The organism is Streptomyces sp. E2N166 (assembly GCF_003671715.1).
Lineage (GTDB): Bacteria > Actinomycetota > Actinomycetes > Streptomycetales > Streptomycetaceae > Streptomyces > Streptomyces thinghirensis.
This window is the reverse complement of the sequence record NZ_RAIF01000031.1, coordinates 83,756-106,812: the sequence shown is the minus strand read 5'-3', so window position 1 is coordinate 106,812 and position 23,057 is coordinate 83,756. Positions and strand designations below refer to the sequence as shown.

Below are 23,057 nucleotides of genomic sequence, written 5' to 3'. Positions count from 1 at the left end.
GGAGCCGGAGCATCAGGGTCGGCCCCCGAGACTCCCCTGATCTTCGGGCCCGGGGATCCTCGAACACTCCCCCGGCGTCGTGTCAGGGCCGATATCAGGGTCCGACCAGGGTCGAACCGACTGCCGTCACGGCGCCGCGCCCGTCACCATGGACTCATGACAGATCACGAGCACGCCGCGACGGGTCCGGGACCCGGCCCCGGCCCGCGCCCTCCGCTGGGCGCCGGGCCGCAGGGCGCCGCGCCCGCCGCGGATGCCTCGGACGCCGCGCGCGGTGCCGCGGCCGACGCGGGCGCCCACGCCGGCGCCGATGTCCCCGGCCCGCCCCACAGGTTCCGGCGCGACCGGCGGCACAAGACGCTCGCCGGGGTGTGCGCGGGCCTGGGGCGGCAGTGCGACATGGATCCGGTGATCTTCCGGATCACCCTCGCCGTGCTCTCCGCGACCGGCGGCATCGGTCTCATCTTCTACGGCTTCGCCTGGCTCTTCGTCCCTTACGACGACGAGGACGAGAACGAGGTGCGCAAGCTGCTGACCGGCCGGGTCGACGGCCAGGCGCTGGCGGCCGTGCTGTTCGCCCTGGTCGGCTGCGGGGTCTTCCTGACCATGCTGAACAACGGCGGAGTGCTGACCTTCGCCGTCGTCCTCTCCCTCGTCCTCGCGGGCGCCGGGTACTGGTCCAGGCAGCGGAAGGCTCCCGACCCCGATCCGCTCTCCGCCCAGGCCGCCGCCGACGCTCCACCGGAGGCCCAGGCGCCCCCGATCATGTTCACTTGGCCCTCCTGGTGGCGCGACCCCATAGTCAAGGACGGCACCCACGTCGGCGGGACGGGCTATCTGTGGGGCCCACCGGACTCCGAGGCCCGCGACATCGCGGCGGCCGTCAACATCGGCCGCGGCGGCCAGGGCCATGACCGCCCCGCCGCGAACGACCGGCGCGCGCGGTCCCCGCAACCGCGCGGTCCCCGCGGAATCGGCGGTGCCGTGTTCCTCCTCGCCCTGCTCGCGGCATTCCTCGGCACCCGGCTGACCTGGGACGAACACCCGCTCGGCACCAGTCTGCAGACCGGCCTGGCCTGCGCCCTCGCCGTCTTCGGCGTCGGCATCGCGGTCAGCGCCTTCCTGGGGCGCACGGGGGCCGGTTCGATCTTCCTGGCGGTCATCACGGCGGGCCTGCTCGCCGGGGCGACCGCCGTGCCCGAGGACGTCGGCACCGATTGGGTCCGGACCACCTGGGAGCCCACGACGGCGGCCGGCGTACGCGAGCAGTACGACATCGGTACCGGCAGCGGCACCCTCGACCTGTCCGGGCTGGACCTGGCCGAGGGGCAGACGGTGACCACCCGGGCGGACGTGGGCATGGGCCGAATACAGGTCGTCGTGCCGCAGGACGTGACGGTGCGGCTGAGCGTCGAGGTGGGCGTGGGCGACATCCAGCTGCCCGGCGACGACAAGAAGGACGTGGACGTGGCACCGGGCAAGCACAAGGAGATCACTCTGGCCCCCACCACGGGCGGCAAGAACGCCGGCACGCTCGACCTCGACCTCCAGGTCGGCGTCGGACAGGCGGAGGTGACCCGTGCTACGCCATAGGTTCCAGCCCGGACGACTGGTCGCCGGCTTCTTCCTGACCCTGACAGGCGTCATCTACGCCGGCGACGCGGGCGGCCTCTGGGAAACGCCGTGGTTCGTGCTGATCCCCCTCGTCGTGGGCGGCCTCTGTACCGCGGGAGCGGTCGGGGTCCTGGCCCAGGCCGCACACCGACGCCGCGGAGCACTCCGCTCGGGCAGGGACGAGCCCCGGGCAGACCTGCCCGGCTGACGGACCGCCCACATCCGCAGAGAGCCACCGGTATCCGTGGGCGAAAACCGGTACCCGCAATGGACTACCGGTATCCGTGGGCGACTACCGGTGCCCCGCCGGCGACTACCGGTACCCGCCCGTCCGCCGGCGTCGGCGGGAGCGCAGAGCGGCGTCCAGTGACAGCAGCGGGGCGCCCGCGAGGACGAGGGGGATCCAGGCCATGAGGTAGGCGAGGGTACTGGCGTACTGCTGTTGTAGGGTCACAGACTGTGAAGACTGTGCGGGTACTGATCGCCCTGCGGATCAGCAACGAGACCGACGCATCCACCTCCCTGGAGCGGCAGCTACAGGACTGCATGGCCTACGTCGAGGAGAGGCAGAACCTGGGATGGCAGGTGGTGGGAGTAGCGAGGGATGCTCATATCTCCGCCACCAAATCTCACCCATTCGACAGGCCGGAACTCGGGGAATGGCTGAATAATCGAGCCCCAGAATTCGACCTTCTGCTTTTCTGGAAGATGGACAGGTTCGTCCGCAAAGTCGTAGACATGCAGGACATGATCAAATGGGCGACGGCTCACGGGGGTAAGTCCCTGGTTTCAGCCAAGGAACCTGCACTCGACATGGTCGGCCCTTTCAGAGCCGTTATCATTGATTTGTTTGCGGCTATCGCCGAGACCGAGGCGCAGAACATCTCAATGCGCGTCAAGTCTTTCCAGAGCTATGCAAAGCCCAAGGATGTCTGGGCCAAGGGAAATCCTCCGTACGGTTACGAGTCATTCCGTGACGCCGACGGAACAATGAGACTCCGAGTACGCGAGACCCAAAAGAGCGTGATTCGGGAGCTTTATAAGCGAGTAGTTGAGGACGGAGAGCCTTACTCGGCCATCTGTGACGACCTCAATACCAGAGGCGTTCCCTCCCCTGGAGCTGAGAGGATGTCGAACCGCCGAAAAAATAACGGCGACTCTATGCCGATATGGCGCAGTCGCACCGTCACTTCCATTCTGAGGTCTGAGACCATCCTCGGCTGGAAGTGCGAGGAAGTGAAGGTGCCCGGGAAGAAATACGGGACGTCTCAGCCCATTGTGACTTCTGCGGGAAAGATCAGAATGGCTGACCCGATTCTCACAGACGACGAATGGGCCAAGCTCCAGGAGGAAATGAATGGGCGACCCAGCGCTGCCCGTCGCTCCATCAAAAATACAACTGCATATCGTGGAATCGTACTGTGTGGCGGGTGTGGCAGGAACCTGTATCTCTTCAATCCGGAGCGGCAACAGGGCAAGCCTGTATACCGCTGCAACAAGTCAGCCAACCGCAATTCCTGCGGCAGAGGGTATGCATTCAGGGCCGAGAAGGTCGAGGAAGTTGTAGAGACAATCATTCTGGGGGTCATCGGCGATGTCCCCATGTATGAGCGCTACTACGTCAAGGGATCAAACAATACTCAGAGGCTTCACGAGATTGAGCAATACGTAACGGAACTTCAGAGGTCTATCCGCCCCGGCGGCAAGAACTCTTCCGGGTTCGCCAAGAAGTCCACCGAGGAGGAAATTGCGGCCCTGTTCGAAGAGCACGACTCCTTGTCGACAGAAGGCGATAAGCCCGACCGCTACGAATACCGGGACACAGGAGAGACCTTCCGACACATGTGGGAGAGGAACGTAGGGAACAAAGATGAGAGGACGCGTCACCTACTGAAAGCGGGAGTCAGTATCCGACTTAATCCCCTCGTTAAGGGCGTATCGAATACGGTCGACTTCGGCGCAGAGGTCGACCTAGGGAAGAGTATGCATCAGCCATTCACTATTCATTAAGGAATAAATCACTCGCCGCTCTGGCTCTCTGATCTCCAGGGAGCCAACTCACCAGTCTTCTGTTCCCAACGACAATCCTGGCAGTTTCCTGCCCTGCCACCTTTACGGCGAGGATCTTTCCTGAACATCGAGACAGGCAGTGTCCGCTTACACCTTGGACATACCCGAGTCTCTGACACTGACATTCTCCAGACATGCAAAAGGACCGGCTAGGCGTACCCAACCGGTCCCATTGCGGTGACTCTATTTACTCCTCTGGGTAAGGCCAGAGGAGGCAGAGCACAGCACAGAGCGTCCAAGGAAGGGCCCTGTACGCCGTTCTAACGGCCTAGCACCCCTCTCTGGCCCCCCCAAAAGTCCATCCAGGATGCTCAGAGGCTCTCAGAGAGCCTTCTGAGCCTTCAAACCCGTACAGGATCGAAGGACAGCGCTCCTGCGGTTCACATGACGCACCCGTACATGCATTACCCCGGGGGTGCATGACATGAGGGTGCAGAGGGCGTCTCATGCCGTCTCAGAATCGATGCTTTGCGAGACACTCTCAACCTTCACCGGCATGCCCGTTTCACCCATGCTTGGCATGTCTCAGTACCCGTCTCGTAACCTCCCCGTCTCACTACCTATCGAGACACGTTTATGAGACACTGGGGGCATGGCGACGACACAGAGCACCACAGGCCACCTGACCGGATACAAGCGAGTCAGCACCAAGGCTCAGGATGCACAGCTACAGGCTGACGCCCTGGCAGAGGCGGGATGCTCCAAGGTGTTCGAAGACAAGCTGTCCGGCAAGAACACTGAGCGTCCGGGCCTACTGGCAGCGCTGGACTACATGAGGGAGGGAGACACCCTCTGTGTCTGGAAGTTGGACAGGCTTGGAAGGTCCACGAAGGACGTGCTCACCATCGCTGAAGAGCTGCACAGTAAGGGGATCGCTCTGCGCATCCTCACTGGGACTCTCGCCGGTAGCTACTCCCCCAAGGGAGAGGGAAAGTTCTTCTTCACGATGATGGTTGCCTTCGCTGAGCTGGAGCGAGACATGATCGTTGAGAGGACCAGGGCCGGTCTGGAAGCTGCCAAGGCTCAGGGGCGTACCGGAGGAAGGCCCACGGTCATCACGGATGACCTTCTGACCGTGGCCAGGGCGAGGAAGGCCAAGGGAGAGAGTGTCAGTGCCATAGCTGAGGCCCTGGGGGTGTCCAGGGCGACCCTGTACCGACACCTGGCCGACTGAGCGCGAAGTCTCCGGGGCCCTCCAGTGCCACGCTGGAGGGCCTTCTCATGCCGTCTTGCCGCTGCTCCTGGCCTAGTAGACCCGCCTGCGGCGTCGGTTCCTGATCAGGGCATCCAGTGACCAGAGGGGTGCGCCAGCCAGCACGAGAGGGACCCAGCAAAACATGTACGGGAGGTCGTTGCCGTAGTAGTACGGGTCGGAGGCCCAGCTGACGGTCAGCCACAGGCTGAGCGAGATCAGCGCGCCGCCGAGCGCCGCCAGTCGGGTCAGCAGTCCGAGCAGGGTGCCGATGCCGACCGCCAGCTCGCCCAGGGCGATGGCGTAGCCGAAACCGGCGGGGCTCTTCAGAGCCAGGTCCACCAGGGAGGGGATGGCCGAGGAGTCGCGGACGGTACGCATCATGTCGCCGACCGAGCCGGCGCCCGTGTCCTTCATGAAGGCGCTGTCCGTGAGTTTGTCCAGGCCCGCGTAGATGAAGGTGACGCCCAGAAAGATCCGTAGGGGCAGGAGGGCGTACCGGGTGGCGTTCTCCCGCCAGTCTCCGCCGCCGGGATGCGAGGTGTACGCATCCGTCCGCATTCCGTGAGTCATCACTGCCAGCCGCCTCTCGCCCGCGCGTGCCGAGACCCCCACCAGACCATACGTACGACGTGGGGGCCTCTCTCAATCCCTCTGCGAGCGGATTCTTCCTGTCGGTTTCGACAGGTCCCGTTTCGACAGGGACCGTTTCGACAGGTCTCCGTTTCGACAGGCTGACGGTCGGCAGCTGGTTCGGCGGGGCGTCAGTCCGTCACGTCGATCGCGTACCGGTTGGTTTCCACGCCCGCGCTCGTGACGACCTGCACGTCCACCCGGCCCGGTTCCACGTCCGCCGGTACCGGGACCGTCAGCAGGTCGTCCGTTGGGTTGCTGAAGCCGCCGGTCACCGGGACCAGAGGTACGTGGACGTTGACCACGCCGATGCGGACGACCATCCGGGACAGGCGGTCCGCGCGCTGCGCGCCCGGCGGTACGAAGCCGGCGCCCCGGATCTCGATGTCGTCGCCGGTGCGGATCGGGGCGTCCAGGTCACCGGCCTCCCGTGCCCGGACCACGGAGAGGATCACGGGGCGCCCCCCCCTCCGCGTACTTCCCGGCCACGTAGGTCGCCGCCGACACCAGCACCACGACCGCCAGCCCCCACGGCAGGTCGGGCAGTTGCTCCGGACGCCGGGCCAGCCGTACGGCCCCGAACACCAGGGCGACGGTACTGATCGCCACGTACTGGATGTCGGCGAAGGCCCCGCGTCCCGCGTCGTCCGTCAGCAGGTCGGCCGCGCGCGGCCGGTCCGCCCGTACCTTCTGCAGCCGCTGGCCCAGCACCCGCAGTCCGACCACCCGGCGCACCAGGACCGCGATCCCGCACACCACCGCGAGTACGGTCACCGCACCGGCGCCGCGGGCGAGTCCGAGTCCGGAGATCAGCGCGTCCCGCCGACCGGGGCCCGAGGCCACCGCCAGTTGTCCGGCCAGGACGAGCACCGCGTAGGCGACGAAGAGCACCCAGGCCGCCGCCACCGCCCGGGACGTGGACAGGCGGTTGTCCTCGCCGATGACCGGGGCCAGCGCCCCGCCCCGCGCGCGGTGGAACCACGACGCCGCCGTCAGCGCACCGGCCACGACCAGCGCCGCCGCGAGCCCGGCGGTGCGTGCCGCGGTCCAGCCGGCACCGATCGCGGTGAGCGACTGCCCGAGCAGCAGCAGTACGACCCCGGCCCACACGACGGCCGCCGTGCGGCGCCCGAGTGCCGCGAGCCACGCCTCGCCCTCGGCCCGACCGCGTTCGGCGACGACTTCCGCGGACTGGGTCAGCTCCTCCGAGACCCACTGCCGGGAAGCGGAGGCCGAGTGGGCCACCGCGGCCGGCAGGCCCTGCCCGGCCGCGAACTCGTCCCGCCGCAGCAGGAACGCGGCGACCGCCCGGCGGTGCCCCTCACGGGCGCCGTGCGGGCAGTCCCCGCAGGTGCAGCCGCCGCCGTGCGCCGCCTCGTACGCGCCTCTGTCCGAGCCGCTCCCGCGTCTCGCCTCCTGCACCGCCACGACCGAACGCCCGCCTTCCCGAACCGCTGCGAAAACCCAGTGACACCGTCTGCGCCGACACCTGCGCCGGCATCCGCGACAGTACTGCCGCCACCCGTGGAGGAACCGTAAGTCCCTTGGGACGACAGCGAATTGTGCCGTACACCAGCCCCCGCGCGCCCGGCGCCCCCGGTCCGCTCTGCTCAGCGCGGGTGACACGTGGACCACCGTGTTGACCCGGCTGCGAGAATTCCCTTATGGCCGAGATCATCCAGCGCGACGGGACCTGGGCGTTCGACGGCAGTACGGTCCGGATCACGCCGGGCCTGCACCGCTCGGTGCCGCTGTTCCGGCAGACGTACGGAGAGGTCTCGGTGCCGCTGGAGGCCGTCGCGGGCGTCGGCTTCGAGCCGGAACGCAGACGCGGACGGCTGCGGCTGAGGCTGCGCGAGGGTGCCGACCCCCTCCTCCAGGCAACAGGCGGCCGGCTGCCCGACGCGGCCGACCCGTACCGGCTGACCGTGGAGATCGACCGCTGCGGGGTCGCCGAGTACGTCGCCGAGGAGATCCGGCACGCGCTGCTCCTCGACCGGATTCCCAAGGAGCCCACCGAGGGCTACCTGCTGCCCGGGCCGCCGGTGCCGGTCTCGGTGCGTTCCTCGGACGGCACGGTCTCCTTCGACGGCACCCAGGTGCGCATCGACTGGGCCGACGCCTCCGACCGGGTCAAACGCGCCACCGGTCCGCGGATCATCGACGTCGGTGAGCTGGTGCGGGTCGAGTGGCTGCCCAACTCCGGGGCCGAGGAGGGTTTCCTGCGGTTCGTGACCCGGGAGACGGTGTCCTCCGAACTGCCGCCGGAGAAGGACCCGTACGCCCTGGACCTGTGGGGCAGCGTCCGCCGCGACCTGCTCACCGCACTGATCGCCACCGCGGTCACGGCCCGGCTGCCGCATCCCTCCGCCCGTACGGCCGACGCGGACGGCACCGCCCCGAAGGCCGCGGGGAGCGGGCCCCGGCCCGGGGTTCCGAGTCCAGCGCCGCCGCCGTCCGACCATCACGACGTCCTGCTGCGCCGACTGCGCGAACTGGGCGAGCTGCACCGCGCCGGCGTCCTCACGGACGCGGAGTTCGCCATGACGAAGGCGGCGGTGCTGCGGGGCTTCTGACGACGACCGGCTCCTGATGACGACCGGCCGCGATGTCCGACAGGGCGCCCGACAGGGTGCCCGACAGGGTGCCCGGCGAATATCCGACAGAAGGTGTCCGCTTTCGGGTCCAGACTCGACGTATGACGCCGAGCACCGCCGCCACGAGCACCGCCGCCACGAGCAGCACCGCCGCGAGCGCCGCCGCCAACTGGGCCGGCTTCGCCACCGCCGAACCCGAGCTGGCCGCCACCGTCGAGGCACGTTTCGGCGCGTACACCCACCACATCCTCGCCACCCTGCGCAAGGACGGCTCGCCCCGCACCACCGGCCTGGAGGTGCGTTTCCTCGGCGGCGAGCTGTGGCTCGGCATGATGCCGGGTTCGGTCAAGGCGCTCGACCTGCGCCGGGACGAGCGGTTCGCGTTGCAGGCGAACCCGGGGGACGGAACCGGGATGGGCGGCGGGGACGTGCGTATCGGCGGGCGGGCGGTCGAGGTCGAGGACCCCGAGGTACGGGCCGGATACGCGGAAGAGGTGGAACCGCCGGAGCCGTTCCACCTCTTCCGTACCGAGCTGACGGAGGTCGTGCGGACCTACGTGGAGGACGACGCGTATCTGGTCGTCCAGGTCTGGCAGCCCGGGAAGCCCCTGCGCACCGTCAGGCGCACCTAGCGGCCACCCGGGTCACCCGGGTCACCCGGGTCACTCCCACTCGATGGTGCCCGGCGGCTTCGACGTCACGTCGAGGACGACCCGGTTGACGTCCTTGACCTCGTTGGTGATGCGGGTCGAGATCTTGGAGAGCACGTCGTACGGCAGCCGGGACCAGTCGGCCGTCATCGCGTCCTCGGAGGAGACGGGCCGCAGCACGATCGGGTGGCCGTAGGTGCGGCCGTCGCCCTGGACGCCGACGGAGCGGACGTCCGCGAGCAGCACCACGGGGCACTGCCAGATGTCGCGGTCGAGGCCGGCCGCGGTCAGCTCCTCGCGGGCGATGGCGTCGGCCTCACGGAGCAGGTCGAGCCGCTCCTTGGTGACCTCGCCGACGATCCGGATGCCGAGGCCCGGACCGGGGAACGGCTGGCGCTGGACGATCTCGTCCGGCAGGCCCAGCTCCTGGCCGACCATCCGGACCTCGTCCTTGAACAGCTTGCGCAGCGGCTCGATGAGCTGGAACTCGAGGTCCTCGGGGAGCCCGCCGACATTGTGGTGGGACTTGATGTTCGCCGCGCCGGTGCCGCCGCCGGACTCGACGACGTCCGGGTACAGGGTGCCCTGGACGAGGAACTCGACCGCGGGGCCCTCGTCGGCGATGATCTCGGCCTGGGCCTGCTCGAAGACCCGGATGAACTCGCGGCCGATGATCTTCCGCTTCTCCTCGGGGTCGGAGACCCCGGCCAGCGCCTTCAGGAACCGCTCCTGCGCGTCCACGACCTTCAGCTGTACGCCGGTCGCGGCGACGAAGTCCTTCTCGACCTGCTCGGTCTCGCCCTGGCGCATCAGGCCGTGGTCGACGTAGACGCAGGTCAGCTGGGAGCCGATGGCCTTCTGGACGAGGGCGGCGGCGACGGCGGAGTCCACGCCGCCGGACAGACCGCAGATGGCGCGCCGGTCGCCGACCTGCTCGCGGATCGCCGCGACCTGCTCCTCGATGACGTTGCCCGTGGTCCAGTCCGGGCGCAGGCCCGCACCCCGGTACAGGAAGTGCTCAAGCACCTGCTGACCGTGCGTGGAGTGCATCACCTCGGGGTGGTACTGGACGCCGTAGAGCTTCTTCTCGTCGTTCTCGAAGGCGGCGACCGGGACGACGGAGGTGGAACCGGTGACGGTGAAGCCCTCGGGGGCGGCGGAGCAGGCGTCGCCGTGGGACATCCACACGGCCTGCTCGGCCGGGGTGCCCTCGAAGAGGGTGGAGGACGGCTTGGAGACCGACAGGTCGGTGCGGCCGTACTCACGGGCGCCGGAGTTGTCGACGGTGCCGCCGAGGGTCTGCGCCATCAGCTGGAAGCCGTAGCACATGCCGAAGACGGGGACACCCGCCTCGAACAGGGTGCGGTCGAGGGTGGGGGCACCCGGCTCGTACACCGACGAGGGGCCGCCGGAGAGGATGATGGCCGCCGGGTTCTTGGCGAGCATCTCCGCGACCGGCATGGAGCTCGGCACGATCTCGCTGTAGACCCGCGCCTCGCGGACACGGCGGGCGATGAGCTGGGCGTACTGCGCGCCGAAGTCGACGACCAGGACGGTGTCGGGGGCGGCGGCAGCGGGAGTCGCTGATGACACGGGGTGCCTTCCGGCGGTCGGGCGGGGGTCTTGTACTGCCGATTCTACCGAGGTGGGCGGGTGGCCCCGCCCCGCGCACGGCGGCAGGGTCGCCCCTCCCCCGGCGTCTCACCATACGAACCGGCTTGGACCCCGTCCGCCCCCGGGGCATACTGGCCCCATGCTCACGCACCAGACCTTCCTGTTTACCTATGGCAACCGGCCCACCGGCTGCCATGGTCGTGCTGCTTGAGCAACTGACAAGCGACTTCCCAGGCGCCCCGGGCCGACAAGGTCCGGGGCGCCTGGCGTTTGCGGATCCCGTCGGCCGGGGGCACCGCCCCCTTCGGCGAGGAGACACCGACATGACCGTCACCGCGGCAGACAAGACCGGCGCCCGCACCACCGAGGCAGCCGACGTGATCACGGGCGCCCGGGAGCGCATCGACGCGCTGGACGACCGGATCATCGGGCTGATCCAGGAACGGATGGCCGTCTCCGCGGTCATCCAGGAGGCGCGGATCACCTCCGGCGGCCGGCGCGTGAACCTCTCCCGCGAGATGGAGGTCCTCGACCACTACCGGCACGCGCTGGGCAAGCCGGGTACGGCGCTGGCGATGACGATGCTGGAACTGTGCCGCGGGCGCGTCTGAGCGCCGGGTCCGAGCGTCGCATCCGAGTTCGGGCGCTTCTCACCCGTACGGCGCGTGACCGGCAGGCGAGTGGCTTCGTTGTCCCGGTGTCCGTGTCAGCCAGGGACGGGCCCGAAAGAACCACGCGTGGCTCACTGGAGCGATGAGACGTACGGATCGTGCCGCACGTCGTGGGACCTCGCTCCAGGAAAGTGACCGGACGGCAGGGGACAGCAGCCCGGTCACCCAAGAGAACGGCCGGCTCCGGGGACGCCCGGGGCCGGCCGACGGGGCGGCGGCCGAGTCCCTCGGCCCACTCGACTGCACGGCCATTCGGAACCGCATGCCATTCGAAGCAGGCGGCGCAACCCCCCGGCGCCGCTTCCCGAGGCACCGGCGCTGCCCTGACGCCGGTGCTGGCCGATGAAGGGCCCCGCGGCTCACTCCGCCGCGGGGCCCTTCGCCATGTCGACGCCCCCCCGACGGTCCGGAGTGACGCACGCCACATAAAAGTTCTGTGAGTTCGAGGACAACCATTCACAGCTTTCACAGATCAAACAGGCGTACGGACCGAACCAAGGGCCACACCCGCGCCCCACACGCGGAGGCCTCCCTGACTCTCCCGTATCGCCGTGCGCGGTACGCCGGACTATTCGAGGTCTTCATGAAGCTTCGTCGCGCCATGGCAGCAGCGGCCGCCACGGCAGTGATCGCCCCGGTGGCGCTGCTCGCGGCGCCGGCCGCCTACGCGACCGGTGACACGCCGACGTCTCAGCCGCCGACCAGTTCCGCCGCCGAAACCGCACCGGAGAGCACACCTCCGACGGACCCGGCCCCGAGCCAGTCCACGAGCGAGACCGCTCCGCCGCCGAGCGACTCCACGAGCAGCTCCCCGAGCAGCTCTCCGAGTACCTCGGCCCCCGAGTCCCCGGCGCCCAGCACCTCCGCGCCCGCCTCGCCGTCGCCGAGCACCTCGGCGCCCGAGGAGTCCGAGACCCCGGCCCCCGAGCCGTCGGTGTGCGAGGACACCAAGGTCGACGTCAACATCAGCGGCCTCCCCGGTGAGATCGCGGCGGGCAGCGGCTGGCACAAGTTCTCGCTCAACGTGGCCAACGACTCCGGCTCCACGCTCCAGAACCTCGAGTACCTGGCCGGCGCCTCCGCCGACCGGAACGGCGAGGAGCTGTTCGAGAGCAAGAAGGTCAGCCTCCAGGCCTGGAACCCCGACGACAAGATCTGGGAGGACCTCAACGAGTTCGGCTACGCGGTCGGCTACATCGGTTACACCGACGAGCTGGCGCCCGACTACGAGGTCGACATCCCGATGCGGATCAACGTGAGGTCCGACGCCCCGGTCGGCGCCGGCTTCACGCTCGGCGCGACCATCTACGGCGACGCGGACGGCGAGTGCACCGGCTTCGGTGACGTCGCCTACAAGTTCCAGATCGTGGCCGCAGGCACGGACACCGAGGGCACCAAGCCGACGGAAGGCGGCAAGGCTCCCGTCGCCGTCGAGAAGCCGGCCGCGGGCACGCCCGAGGTCACCGGCAGTCTCGCCGAGACCGGTTCCAGTTCCGCACTGCCGATGATCGGCCTCGTCGGCGGGCTCGCCGTCGTCCTCGGTGGCGGCGCGGTGTTCGCGGTGCGGCGGCGCAAGGCCGGCGCGGAGGCGTGACACAGCACGGACCGGCGTGACACAGGCCGGGTGAGAGGGACCTGCGCTCGGAGGGGGGCGCAGGTCCCTCTCGCCTTTCGCGCTACTCCTTCGGCGGCACCGCCGGTATTCCCAGGAACGGCAGCCGCAGCGAACCGAAGGCCTCCGCCGGGACCGCCGGGGACTTGGGCTCGACGGCGGCCAGGCGCTCGTAGGCCGTGCCCTGCGCCGGGCGCGGGTCGCTCTCGCCCTTGTTCGGCCAGTACGACATCGCCCGCTCGGCCTGCGCCGTGATGGTCAGGGACGGGTTGACACCCAGGTTGGCGGAGACCGCGGCGCCGTCGACGACCGAGATGCCGGGGTGGCCGTAGAGACGGTGGTACGGGTCGATGACGCCGGTCTCGCGGGAGGCGCCGATCGGGCAGCCGCCGAGGAAGTGGGCGGTGAGCGGGGTGCCCATCAGCTCGCCGACGTTGGAGCCGGCGAAGCCGTTGATCTCGGCGGCGAGCGCGGAGGCGCCCTCCGTCGCCGCCTTGATCTGCTTGGGGTTGGGCGAGCCGTGGCCCTGGCGGGCGGTGAGCAGGCCCTTGCCGACGCCCGTCGGTTTCAGGTGCGTGGTCAGGGAGTTGTCCAGAGACTGCATCACCAGGCCGATGATGGTCCGCTCCGACCACTTGCGGTTGGAGAGCGAACGCAGGACAAGCAGCGGGTGCTTGGCCGCGTGGCCCAGGAAGCCCAGGACACGGGACGCGCCCGAGGCGGTGTGCCCGGCGTACGGGACCTGGAGGATGGACAGGCCGCCCATCGAGTTGGAGCCCTTGCCGTAACGGACCGGCTCGATGTGGGTGTTGGCGTCCGGGTGGATCGAGGACGTTATGGCGACGCCGCGCGTGAAGTCGGCCCGTGTCTCGCCGGTGGCCTTGCGGTAGCGCCGGTCGTCGGTCTGGGCGCCGACCAGGGCCTCGGAGTTGGTGCGGGTCAGCTCGCCGAGCTTGTCGGATATGTGCGGCAGCTGGCCGTTCGCCTTCATGCGGTGCAGCAGGGTCTGGGTGCCGTAGGTGCCGGCGGCCAAGACGACCCGGCGGGCCGTGAACGTGCGGCCCGCGCCCCTCTTCTGCCGGTCGGTGGGCAGGGTGGCGACCGCGAACCCGCCGCGCGAGTCGTCGGTGACCGAGACGACCGTCGTCATCGGGTGGACGACGGCACCCGCCTTCTCGGCGAGGTACAGGTAGTTCTCGTTGAGGGTGTTCTTCGCGCCGTGCCGGCATCCGGTCATGCACTCGCCGCACTCGTTGCAGGCCTTGCGGTCGGGGCCCGCCCCGCCGAAGTAGGGGTCGGGCACCTTCTCACCCGGCTGGGCCCTGGCCGTGCCGTCGGCGTCCTCGCCGTCGCCGAAGAAGACGCCGACCGGCGCCATGTGGAAGGTGTCGCCGACGCCCATCCGCTCGGCGGCGGCCTTCAAGTGCACGTCGGACGGGGTCATGGTCGGGTTCAGCCGGACCCCGAGCATGCGCTTGGCCTGGTCGTAGTACGGCGTCAGTTCATCGTGCCAGTCGGTGATGCCGCGCCACTGGGGGTCCTCGAAGAACGGCTTCGGCGGCACGTAGAGGGTGTTGGCGTAGTTCAGGGATCCGCCGCCGACCCCGGCGCCCGCCAGGACCATGACGTTGCCGAGCAGGTGGATGCGCTGGAGGCCGAACATGCCGAGCCTGGGGGCCCACAGGTAGTTCTTCAGGTCCCAGGAGTTCTTCGGCAGCGACTCCCGGGTGAAGCGGCGGCCCGCTTCCAGGACGCCGACGCGGTAGCCCTTCTCGGTGAGGCGGAGGGCGGAGACCGAGCCTCCGAAACCTGACCCCACGATGAGGACGTCGTAGTCGTACCCGTTCTCGTCGTCCCGGGTCTGGACGGACTTCTCCTGCGACACGTGCTCTCCTCGTTGAGAACGGGTACGGGTGGCGGGCTGCTCAGCGGAAGCGGAACGCCTTCATCAGGCGCAGGCTCCGGCTCATGAACGCCGCGTACTTCTCGTCGTCCATCCCCAGCGAGGGCGCCATCGGCAGCAGGCGCTGGTGGGCGACCGTCTGGGCCTCGGTGTACTTGAGGATGCCCTCGGAGCCGTGCCGGCGGCCGAGGCCGGAGTCCTTCATGCCGCCCATGGGCGACTGGACGCTGCCGTACGCGGAGGCGTAGCCCTCGTTGATGTTGACCGTGCCGGTGCGCAGACGGGCGGCGGTCTCGCGGCCCAGGCGGGCGTTCGTGGTCCACACCGAGGAGTTCAGCCCGTACGACGTGGCGTTGGCGCGGTCGACGGCCTCGTCCAGCGTCTTGAAGCGGTAGACGGACACGACGGGGCCGAAGGTCTCCTCGCAGCACAGGGTCATGACGTCCGTGACGCCTTCGAGGACGGTCGGCTCGTAGAAGTACGGCCCGATGTCGGGACGGGCCACTCCGCCGGCGACGACGCGCGCGCCCTTGTCGACGGCGTCCTCGACGTGCCGCTTCACGGTCTCCAGTTGGTGCCCGCTGACCAGGGAGCCCATGTCCGCTCCGTAGGCCAGGGCGCTGCCCAGCCGCATCGCGCGGGTGCGGGCGGCGAAGCGGTCGAGGAAGACGTCGGCGACCGACTCGTGGACATAGATCCGCTCGATGGACACGCACAACTGGCCGGCGGAGGAGAAGCAGGCGCGGACGGCGCCTGCCGCCGCCTTCTCGATGTCGGCGTCCTCCAGGACCAGCATGGCGTTCTTGCCGCCGAGCTCCAGCGAGACGCCGACCAGGCGGTCCGCGGCGACCGTGGCGACCTCTCGGCCGGTGCGGGTGGAGCCGGTGAAGGATACGTAGTCACCGTGCTTGACGACCTCGGGACCGATGACCGGGCCGACGCCGATGACGGCCTGGAGGACGTCGGCGGGCAGCCCGGCCTCGATCAGCAGGTCACGGGCCCACAGCGCGGTGAGACAGGACTCGGTGTCGGGCTTCATCACGACCGCGTTGCCCGCGACCAGGGCGGGCAGGGCGTCGCCGACGGACAGTTCGAAGGGGTAGTTCCACGGAACGATCTGCCCGACGACACCGCGCGGGTGGCGCAGTTCGGTGACCTTCGTGAGGGTCGGTATGGCGCCGGTGTGCCGCTTGGGGCGCAGGTACGCCGGGGCCTTGCGGCCGTAGTGCCGGGCGGCGACGGCGACGGCCTGGACCTCCTCGTGGGCGTGCAGGCGGGCCTTGCCGGTCTCCAGCTGGATGAGGTCGAGCACCTCGGCCTGGCGCTCGAGCACCAGGTCGTGGAAGCGCAGCAGGACGGCGGCGCGCTGCCGTACCGGAACGCGTGCCCACACGGCCTGGGCGGCGCGGGCCCGCTCGAAGGCGCCGGCCACCTCCTCGGGCGTCGACTCGGGCAGGTCGGCCAGCTTCTCGCCGGTGAACGGCGTGTGGTTGGCGGTGCGGCCGGAGCCGGCCACGCCCTTGGTGAGCTGGGCGACCAGCTCGGGCGTGACCACGTCGGCCGCGGTGCGGGCGCCCGCGGGAGCGGGGGCGAGAGGGTTCGTGCCGGTGATTTCCGGGGCCTGCGCGTCCGTCATGAGCCGCAGGGTATGACGCCGCGAGGGCTTTGTGTACCCGTCGGTAATCGGGATTCACCGAGTGCTCACACAACGCCAGTGATCGCTGGCAACAAATGCGCTGATCAGGAGGTTACCCGGCGGGGCTGGACCTGATCACTTCTTTTCGGTCCGGCGCGGACCGGGGGGCGCCGGCCACCGCCTCCAGGTGCCGCGCGACCTCCTCGGCATCCGGTCGCCGGGTGGCGTCCTCGGCCTTCAGCCTTTCGATCAGCGGGTCGAGCGGCCCGGAGGACGACCGGTTCTCGACGGCGGTGTGCAGGAGGACGCCCAGCGAGCGCAGGTCCGCCGCGGGGCCGGCACCCCGGGGGGAGTCCTCGCCCGGTGCGCGGGCCGTGCCGAAGTCGGTGAGCACGACGCGGCCGTGCGGGCCGAGCAGCACCTTGGCGGGCCTGACCGCGCGGTGCACGATGCCGACGGCGTGCGCCGCCCGCAGCGCGCCGAGCACCGCGAGCCCTATGCGGGCCGCTTCGGGCGCGTGCACCGGACCGCGCCGGAGCACCTCCCGCAGGGACTCGCCGGGGACCCACTCCATGACGATCCAGGGCAGTCCGTCGAGTTGGGCCTCCTCCACGACCACGTCGCGGATGCGGACGGCCGCGGGGTGGTCGACACGGGTGGCGGCGCGTGCCTCGCGGTAGAGGCGGTGGGCGGCCCGGCGGTACGTCTCGTCCGCCGGGTCGCCGGGCAGCCGCGGCTGCTTGACGGCGACGTCCTGTGCCGCGCGTTCGTCGTAGGCCCGCCAGACGGTTCCCGAGGCGCCGGAAGCTACGCGCCTCAGCAGCCGGTACCGCTCGCCGACCAGGTACCCCTGCAGTTCCATCAGAGCTGGTCGACCTCCCAGTTGGCGACGACGGTCCGGGCAATCTTCCGCCCCTCGTCCGCGAAGTATCCCTTGCGGGGGTAGTCGATGGAGACCTTGTAGATGTCGCCGTTGTCCGCCCGGTAGTAGAGGATGTGGTACTCGCGCTCGCGGGGGTTCTGCGTGTCGGCCGTCGTGTAGGCGATGGTGTTCTCGGCGGCCTTCCTGCCCTTGTACTCGGTCTCGCTCGGTTCACCCCTGGGAGCGGGCTTGTCGGCGAAGTTCCACGAGTACTCGCCGTCCTTGAGCATCTCCCAGTCCGCCCAGGCGTTGGCCCCCGCGGTGTCCGGGAGGTCGTCGTTCTCGTCGTCGGCCTTGATGTCACGGTCCACGTGGACGGTGATCGCGCCGCTCGGGTCGGCGAACGACTCGGTGGTGCCGTCCCATTTGTCGGGGTGCTTCAGCTTCACGAACTCCGCCGGCACACCGACGCTCATGCCGGGCTTCGCACCGAGGTCGTGCTTCTTCCACCCCTCCGGCAGGGACCCCGCGAAGGGGTCCGCGATCACCAGGTACGACGCCACCGCCGCCGCGACGACCGCCGCGCCGAGGGTGATCCACGCGTTGCGGCCCAGCCTGACGCTCCACTTGGACACCGGCCGGGACGGCCCGTCCGCCCCGGCGACGTGTACGACCTGGGTGGGGACCGGCTCCGGCGGGTTCGCGGCGGCGCTCAGCAGGGCGCGGACCCGGGTGGCGTCCGGACGGCGCGCCGGGTCCTTGTTCAGCAGGCCCGTGATGACCTCGGCCAGCGGCCCCTGCGCGGAGGCGGGCGGCGCCGGCGCGGCGTTGAGCACGGACTGGAGCGTGGCGGGGGTGTTGCTGCGGCGGAACGGCGAGACGCCCTCCGTCGCCGCGTACAGCACCACGCCCAGCGACCACAGGTCGCTCGCCGGGCCGGGGCGCTGGCCCAGCACCCGCTCCGGGGCGATGTACTCGGGCGAGCCGACGAAGCCGCCGGTGTCGGTCAGATTGGTCTCGCCCTCGATCTGGGCGATGCCGAAGTCGGTGAGCACGACCCGGTCGTGCCGCCCGAGCAGTACGTTGTCCGGCTTCACGTCCCGGTGCAGGACGCCGGCCGCGTGGGCGGCGTCCAGCGCGCCGAGCACCTCCAGGCCGATCCGGGCAGCCTCGCGCGCACCCAGTGTGCCCTCCTGCAACGCGTCGCCCAGCGAGCGGCCCCGGACCAGCTCCATCACGATCCACGGCTGGCCGTCCACCACCGCCACGTCGTGCACGTCGACCACGGCCGGATGGTCGAGGCGGGCCGCGGCGCGGGCCTCGCGGCGCATCCGTTCGAAGGCGTTGTCCCGTTCGCGTTCGGGAAGGTGGTCGGGTACGCGGGGCTCCTTGACGGCCACCTCGCGGTCCACGGTCTCGTCCTTCGCCCGCCACACCGTGCCCATGCCGCCGTGCCCGAGCCTGGAGATCAGCCGGTAGCGGCCGGCGATGAGCCGCCCGGCGCCCGCGTCCTGTGCGGACGGCTCCGCGTGCGCGGGCTGCGGCGCCGGCGACCGGGGCGGCACGACCTGGGTGGGTGCCGCGTACGGGTTGCCGGGGTGCGGCACGGCGACGGGCGGATTCGGTGGTCGCAGGCCGAAACTCGTCGGCTCGTCCGACCCGTTGCGGGGTCCCCCGTTACTGCTCATGGGTCCATCCATATCGCGCCCGGCGTGCCCGCATCCACCAACCGTGCTCCGTGGTCACAGACCCGTGACGCACGCTGCCGCTTATCTCCTGTTTAGGTGCGTTGCGAAGACGGCGTCACGGACGCCGAACCCGTCGGCGTACCGCGAGTACCAGCGCCATGAGCACGCCCCGCGTCACCCGCCGGGGCTCACCGGTGCGGGGCGGCGCGGGAGTCCGGCCCGTGGTCAGGAAGGCGCGCAGCATCCGCTCGGCCTCCGCCGCGTCCAGCCGCCGTTCCGGGTCGCGTTCCAGCAGGCCCTGTACGACCGGAAGGATGGGCCCGGCCTGCGCGGGCGGACGGATCACGTCGGTGACCACCGCGTGCAGGACGCCGCCCAGCGAGTCGCGGTGGAAGGGCGAGGACCCGCTGAGGACCGCGCACAGCAGCACACCCAGCGACCACAGGTCGGACTCCGGTCCGGTCCCGGCACCGGACATCCGCTCGGGGGCGGTGTACTCGGGGGAGCCGACGAAGGAGCCGGTCTCGGTGAGCGTGGTGGCGCCCGCGACCTGGGCCACGCCGAAGTCGGTGAGGACGACCCGGCCGTCCTCGGCCACCAGCACGTTGGACGGCTTCACGTCCCGGTGCAGGATCCCGGCCGCGTGCGCGGTGCGCAGGGCGTCGAGCAGGGCGACGCCGATCCGGGCGGCCTCGGTGGCGTCGACCGGGCCGTGGCCGAGGACCCGGTCGGCGAGCGAGCCGCCGTCGACCAGCTCCATGACCATGTACGCACGTTCGTCGTCCTCGACGACGTCGTGCACGACGATGACGTGCGGGTGCCTCAGCTGTGCGACCGCGCGGGCCTCGCGCAGGGTGCGCTCGCGGCGCCGACGGGCCTCGGCCGAGGAGAGGGCCTCGTCGAGGGGTAGCGCCTTCACGGCCACTTCGCGGGCGAGCAGTTGGTCGGTCGCCCGCCACACGATGCCCATGCCGCCGCGGCCGAGCCGCTCATGGAGTCGGTAACGGCCCGCGATGACACGCCCGCCGGCCCCCTCGGTCACCATGCGCCCATCATGCCCCACCGGACGGACCGGCTCCGGGGCGCCGTAACCCGGGTGGCCGACAACCGACGGACACGCGTGCGTCGTTGCGACGGCTTCAGGCCATCACACGGCACGGGTCAGGGGGTCTTCTCCTGCCAGCTCTGCAGCACCGTCCGGAACTGCTGCCGCGCGGTCTCCCAGTCCTCGGCGGGCGCCGACATGTAGATGACGTACTCGACGCCGTCACGGGACATGTACGTCTCCTCGACGGCGCGCCGCGGACCGGGGAAGGAGGTGTCCTTGGCCAGCGCGGTCCAGGTGTACTCCCACCGGGCGCTCTTGTGGTCGCGGTAGGTGGTCCGCTCCAGGGTGACGCGCCGGTAGTCGACCAGCCGCTGGAGCTGGGCCTCCAGGTCGAGCTGATGGGCGTACGGGTCGTTGTAGTCGGGCGCGGTGTCGACGGCGATGCGGACGAAGTGCTCGCCTCCGTCGGGGGTGTAGTCGACCTGCTTCAGCTCGCCGTCGTCGTCGAAGACCTTCCGCTGCCAGTTCTCGGGCAGGTAGAGGCTGAAACCCACCGGGTCGTCCCGGCGGACCCAACCGGCCGGGACGGACCCGCCGGGACCCTTGCCGGTCGTGGCGGAGGCGGAAGGGGAGGGGGACGGCGAGTGGGCGGGGTCCTGCCCGGCCGTCGAACCCCCGCCCCGTTGCTGCAGCACCACGGCGGTGCCCGCGCCGATGAGGGCGGCGGCGACGACGACCAGGGCGAGTGTGCGCAGGCGGCGGCGCCGGGACCGTACGGGAGCGACGCCCGCGGGACCGGTCGGCGCGTGCCCCGCCGCCGCGTGACCCATCGCTGTGGGACCGACGGCCGTGGGACCGACCGCCGTCGGACCGGTCATCTGCTGGTACGGCGTCGCCGCTGTCCCGCCGGTCGGCACCGGCCCCGGCGCCCCGGGACGGGCCACGTCGCCCTGCCCCCGCGGGCCCGAGTACTGCGTCGGCACATACGCCTGGGCCGCGTTCGGCCGCCGTCCCTCCGCGGCCTCCGCGAGCATCTGTTCCGCCTCGGTCACGTCGGGCCGCGAGGCCGGGTCCTTGCGCAGCAGGGCGCTGATGACGGGCGCGAGCGGACCGGCGTACCGGGGCTCGGTGGCCTCCTCCTCGACGACCGCCTGCATGGTGGTGAGCGGTGAGGTGCGGCGGAACGGCGACCTGCCTTCCACCGCCGTGTACAGCGTCGCGCCGAGCGCCCACAGGTCGGAGGCGGGGCCGGGGTCGTGACCGCGGACTCGCTCCGGCGCCAGGTAGTCGACGGAGCCGACGACCTCTCCGGTCCGCGTGATGGTGGAGTCGCCCTCGATCTGGGCGATGCCGAAGTCGGTGAGCAGCACCCGGCCGTCGTCGCCGAGCAGTACGTTGCCGGGCTTGACGTCGCGGTGCAGGACCCCGGCGGTGTGCGCGGCACGCAGGGCGCGCAGCACCCACAGACCGACACGGGCCGCCTCCCGCGGCTCGAACCGTTCCTCGTCCTTGACCGCGTCGGCCAGCGAGCGGCCCTCGACCAGCTCCATCACGATCCAGGGCCGGCCGTCGTGTTCGAGGACGTCGTGGACGGTGACGACGGCCGAGTGGTTGATCCGTGCCGCCGCGCGCGCCTCGCCCCGGGTACGCGCCAGCAGTATCGCCTGGTCGCTCTCGGAGACGTAGAGCGCGGCGGTCAGCTCCTTGATGGCGACGGTCCGGTGCAGCACCTCGTCGTGTGCGCGCCACACCCGGCCCATGCCGCCGCTGCCGATGGCGTCCCCGAGCCGGTATCGGCCCGCGACCAGCCGGCCCTGCATCTGATTCACGTTGCCCCGCAATGGTCTTGTCAGGGTCAGACTAGGGACCGGCCACCGTCCGGGGAACGGGCGGGGTGGCATGGAAACCGCTCTGTGACGGTTGTCGCTTTCCGTGTCAGGAGGCAACCATCGGGCCGGACTTGCGTCAGCGGGTGTACCGATAGGTCGCCGACGCCTGTTCGAACAACCGGCTCACCTCGTCCCGCTCCGCCTCCGGGCCACGGACCTGCACGACGTGGTAGCGCCCGTCGATCAGGATCGCGACATTGCGCACGTACAGCTCACCGCCACCGGCGCCGGTCCAGGTGAACTGCCCCTCCGCCATGGTCCGTCCGCCGACCTCGATGGTCTTCAGTCCGCTGGAGGTGGCCCAGCTGGAGGCACGGTACGGCTCCAGCTCGGGCTCGCTGTCGCGCTGGTAGACCATGGGGTCCTCGCCGAACTCGGCCGCGCGGTCCCGGCCCGGGACGACGACGAGTTCGAAGTCGCCCTTCGCGTAGACGACCTGGCCGCTGCCGTTGCGGGGCGTGCGGTTCCAGCCCTCGGCGACGGCGACGTGGAAGCCTTCGGGGTCCTTGCGGAGGGCGAACCCGTCGGCGACGCCGGGGTCGTTGGTCTGCGTCTCGGTGGAGCCGGTGCCCGTCTCCGAGGCGCTGGGGTCGTCCTTCGGGGACGTCTGTTCCGGCCGGGGCTCGTCGCCGGCGTCCGGGGACCGTTCGGGCGGGGCCTGGCTCGCCTCGCCGACGGCGCCCGTCCGGTCGGTGTTCCCGTCGCCCTTCGTGTCGTTCTTCGGCATGAGGAACACGGCGTAGGCGATCGCTCCGGCCAGGGCGAGCAGTATCAGCAGGAGCAGCGTCCGGCCGAGGCTGCGCGGGGAGCGGGCCGTGTCCTGCTTGCCCCGCTTGTGCCGTCCGTGGTGCGCGGGCAGTCCCGCACGCCGCCTGCGCACCAGCTCGCCGCGGCGGCGCACGATGGGCAGCCGGCTGGTCTCGGCGGGCGGGGCCGAGATGACGTGCAGGCCGGCTTCCGGCTCGGGTGCCGACCGCACCAGTGAACGCAGCCAGCCGCGCAGCTCCTCGAAGTCGATGCGCTCGGTGGGGTCCTGACGCAGCAACGACTCCACGACCGGCCGCAGCGGTCCGCACTCCTCGGCGAAGGCCGGCGGCTCCGCGCACACGATCTGCACCAGCTCGGCGGTCGACTCCTCCGGATAGGGCGCATGCCCCTGTACGGCACGGTAGAGCAGCGCGCCCAGCGCCCACAGGTCGGTGGCGGGGCCGATGGGCGCGGCCAGCTGCCAGTTCTCGTGCACCGGACCGGCCTGTTCCGGCGCCCAGCGCTCGGTCACCGGCCCGACCACGGCCATCCGCGTCTGCCGTGCCCGCTCGGCGGCGAGCGCGGTGGCGGGACCGCGCGGCGCGGGGGTGCGGGAGACCAGGTCGTCCCA

The 23,057-nt window shown here is 70.4% G+C and carries 15 protein-coding genes and 4 pseudogenes; 8 read left to right on the top strand and 11 right to left on the bottom strand.

Going from position 1 to position 23,057, the window contains the following annotated elements:
• Positions 1-156 precede the first annotated feature (156 nt).
• The 4 genes from EBH09_RS22475 to EBH09_RS22460 all read left to right on the top strand — a co-directional run bounded on the left by EBH09_RS22475 (position 157) and on the right by EBH09_RS22460 (position 4,858).
• The gene (locus EBH09_RS22475) at positions 157-1,593 is read left to right on the top strand and encodes a PspC domain-containing protein (protein WP_121748754.1); all 1,437 of its coding nucleotides are present in this window, start codon (positions 157-159) and stop codon (positions 1,591-1,593) included.
• A complete protein-coding gene (locus EBH09_RS22470) occupies positions 1,580-1,822 on the top strand; it encodes a hypothetical protein (RefSeq protein ID WP_121748753.1) in 243 nt (80 codons plus the stop codon). The genes EBH09_RS22475 and EBH09_RS22470 overlap by 14 nt, the downstream gene beginning before the upstream one ends.
• 251 nt (positions 1,823-2,073) lie before the next feature.
• Complete coding sequence (locus EBH09_RS22465; protein WP_121748752.1) at positions 2,074-3,624, top strand: recombinase family protein; 1,551 nt, start codon at positions 2,074-2,076, stop codon at positions 3,622-3,624.
• 652 nt (positions 3,625-4,276) lie between these two features.
• Positions 4,277-4,858 carry a recombinase family protein gene (locus EBH09_RS22460; protein ID WP_121748751.1) on the top strand — a complete coding sequence of 194 codons (582 nt, stop codon included), beginning with the start codon at positions 4,277-4,279 and terminating at the stop codon, positions 4,856-4,858.
• A 72-nt stretch (positions 4,859-4,930) separates the two neighbouring features.
• Here EBH09_RS22460 and EBH09_RS22455 read toward each other — a convergent pair whose 3' ends face one another.
• Both EBH09_RS22455 and EBH09_RS22450 read right to left on the bottom strand, forming a co-directional pair.
• Positions 4,931-5,449, bottom strand: coding sequence for a DoxX family membrane protein (locus EBH09_RS22455; protein ID WP_193776473.1), 519 nt, complete (start codon positions 5,447-5,449; stop codon positions 4,931-4,933).
• A 191-nt stretch (positions 5,450-5,640) separates the two neighbouring features.
• Positions 5,641-6,937 (bottom strand): annotated as a pseudogene (locus EBH09_RS22450) (hypothetical protein).
• Between the two features lie 236 nt (positions 6,938-7,173).
• On the opposite strand from EBH09_RS22450, the gene EBH09_RS22445 reads away from it, so the two are divergent.
• Together EBH09_RS22445 and EBH09_RS22440 are read left to right on the top strand one after the other, a co-directional pair.
• Positions 7,174-8,085: a DUF4429 domain-containing protein gene (locus tag EBH09_RS22445; protein ID WP_121748749.1), complete on the top strand. Its 912-nt coding sequence runs from the start codon at positions 7,174-7,176 to the stop codon at positions 8,083-8,085.
• Positions 8,086-8,207: 122 nt separating this feature from the next.
• Positions 8,208-8,738, top strand: a complete 531-nt coding sequence (locus tag EBH09_RS22440; protein WP_238697411.1) for a pyridoxamine 5'-phosphate oxidase family protein — start codon at positions 8,208-8,210, stop codon at positions 8,736-8,738.
• A 30-nt stretch (positions 8,739-8,768) separates the two neighbouring features.
• Here the strand turns inward: EBH09_RS22440 and guaA are convergent, their stop codons facing one another.
• A complete protein-coding gene (gene guaA / locus EBH09_RS22435) occupies positions 8,769-10,349 on the bottom strand; it encodes a glutamine-hydrolyzing GMP synthase (RefSeq protein WP_121748748.1) in 1,581 nt (526 codons plus the stop codon).
• A gap of 344 nt (positions 10,350-10,693) precedes the next feature.
• Here guaA and EBH09_RS22430 point away from each other — a divergent pair, with 344 nt between their 5' ends.
• The gene (locus EBH09_RS22430) at positions 10,694-10,981 is read left to right on the top strand and encodes a chorismate mutase (RefSeq protein ID WP_121748747.1); all 288 of its coding nucleotides are present in this window, start codon (positions 10,694-10,696) and stop codon (positions 10,979-10,981) included.
• Positions 10,982-11,731: 750 nt separating this feature from the next.
• On the opposite strand, the gene EBH09_RS39970 is transcribed toward EBH09_RS22430, so the two are convergent.
• Complete coding sequence (locus EBH09_RS39970; RefSeq protein WP_345940953.1) at positions 11,732-11,989, bottom strand: hypothetical protein; 258 nt, start codon at positions 11,987-11,989, stop codon at positions 11,732-11,734.
• On the opposite strand from EBH09_RS39970, the gene EBH09_RS22420 reads away from it, so the two are divergent.
• A complete protein-coding gene (locus EBH09_RS22420; protein WP_121748746.1) occupies positions 11,976-12,635 on the top strand; it encodes an LAETG motif-containing sortase-dependent surface protein in 660 nt (219 codons plus the stop codon). The genes EBH09_RS39970 and EBH09_RS22420 overlap by 14 nt on opposite strands.
• An 82-nt stretch (positions 12,636-12,717) precedes the next feature.
• Here EBH09_RS22420 and EBH09_RS22415 read toward each other — a convergent pair whose 3' ends face one another.
• The 7 genes and pseudogenes from EBH09_RS22415 to EBH09_RS22385 form a co-directional block, all read right to left on the bottom strand.
• Positions 12,718-14,538: a GMC family oxidoreductase gene (locus EBH09_RS22415; protein WP_121748745.1), complete on the bottom strand. Its 1,821-nt coding sequence runs from the start codon at positions 14,536-14,538 to the stop codon at positions 12,718-12,720.
• Positions 14,539-14,578: 40 nt separating this feature from the next.
• The gene (locus EBH09_RS22410) at positions 14,579-16,192 is read right to left on the bottom strand and encodes a succinic semialdehyde dehydrogenase (RefSeq protein ID WP_121748744.1); all 1,614 of its coding nucleotides are present in this window, start codon (positions 16,190-16,192) and stop codon (positions 14,579-14,581) included.
• 169 nt (positions 16,193-16,361) lie between these two features.
• Positions 16,362-17,054, bottom strand: a pseudogene (locus EBH09_RS22405) (serine/threonine-protein kinase); the annotation flags it as partial.
• On the bottom strand, positions 17,054-18,742 hold the full coding sequence (locus EBH09_RS22400; RefSeq protein ID WP_121748742.1) for a serine/threonine-protein kinase: 1,689 nt from the start codon (positions 18,740-18,742) through the stop codon (positions 17,054-17,056). The pseudogene EBH09_RS22405 and the gene EBH09_RS22400, both read right to left, overlap by 1 nt.
• Positions 18,743-18,947: 205 nt before the next feature.
• Positions 18,948-19,787 (bottom strand): annotated as a pseudogene (locus EBH09_RS22395) (serine/threonine-protein kinase); the annotation flags it as partial.
• 116 nt (positions 19,788-19,903) lie between these two features.
• A complete protein-coding gene (locus EBH09_RS22390) occupies positions 19,904-21,610 on the bottom strand; it encodes a serine/threonine-protein kinase (RefSeq protein WP_193776471.1) in 1,707 nt (568 codons plus the stop codon).
• Between the two features lie 145 nt (positions 21,611-21,755).
• Positions 21,756-23,057, bottom strand: a pseudogene (locus EBH09_RS22385) (serine/threonine protein kinase); the annotation flags it as partial.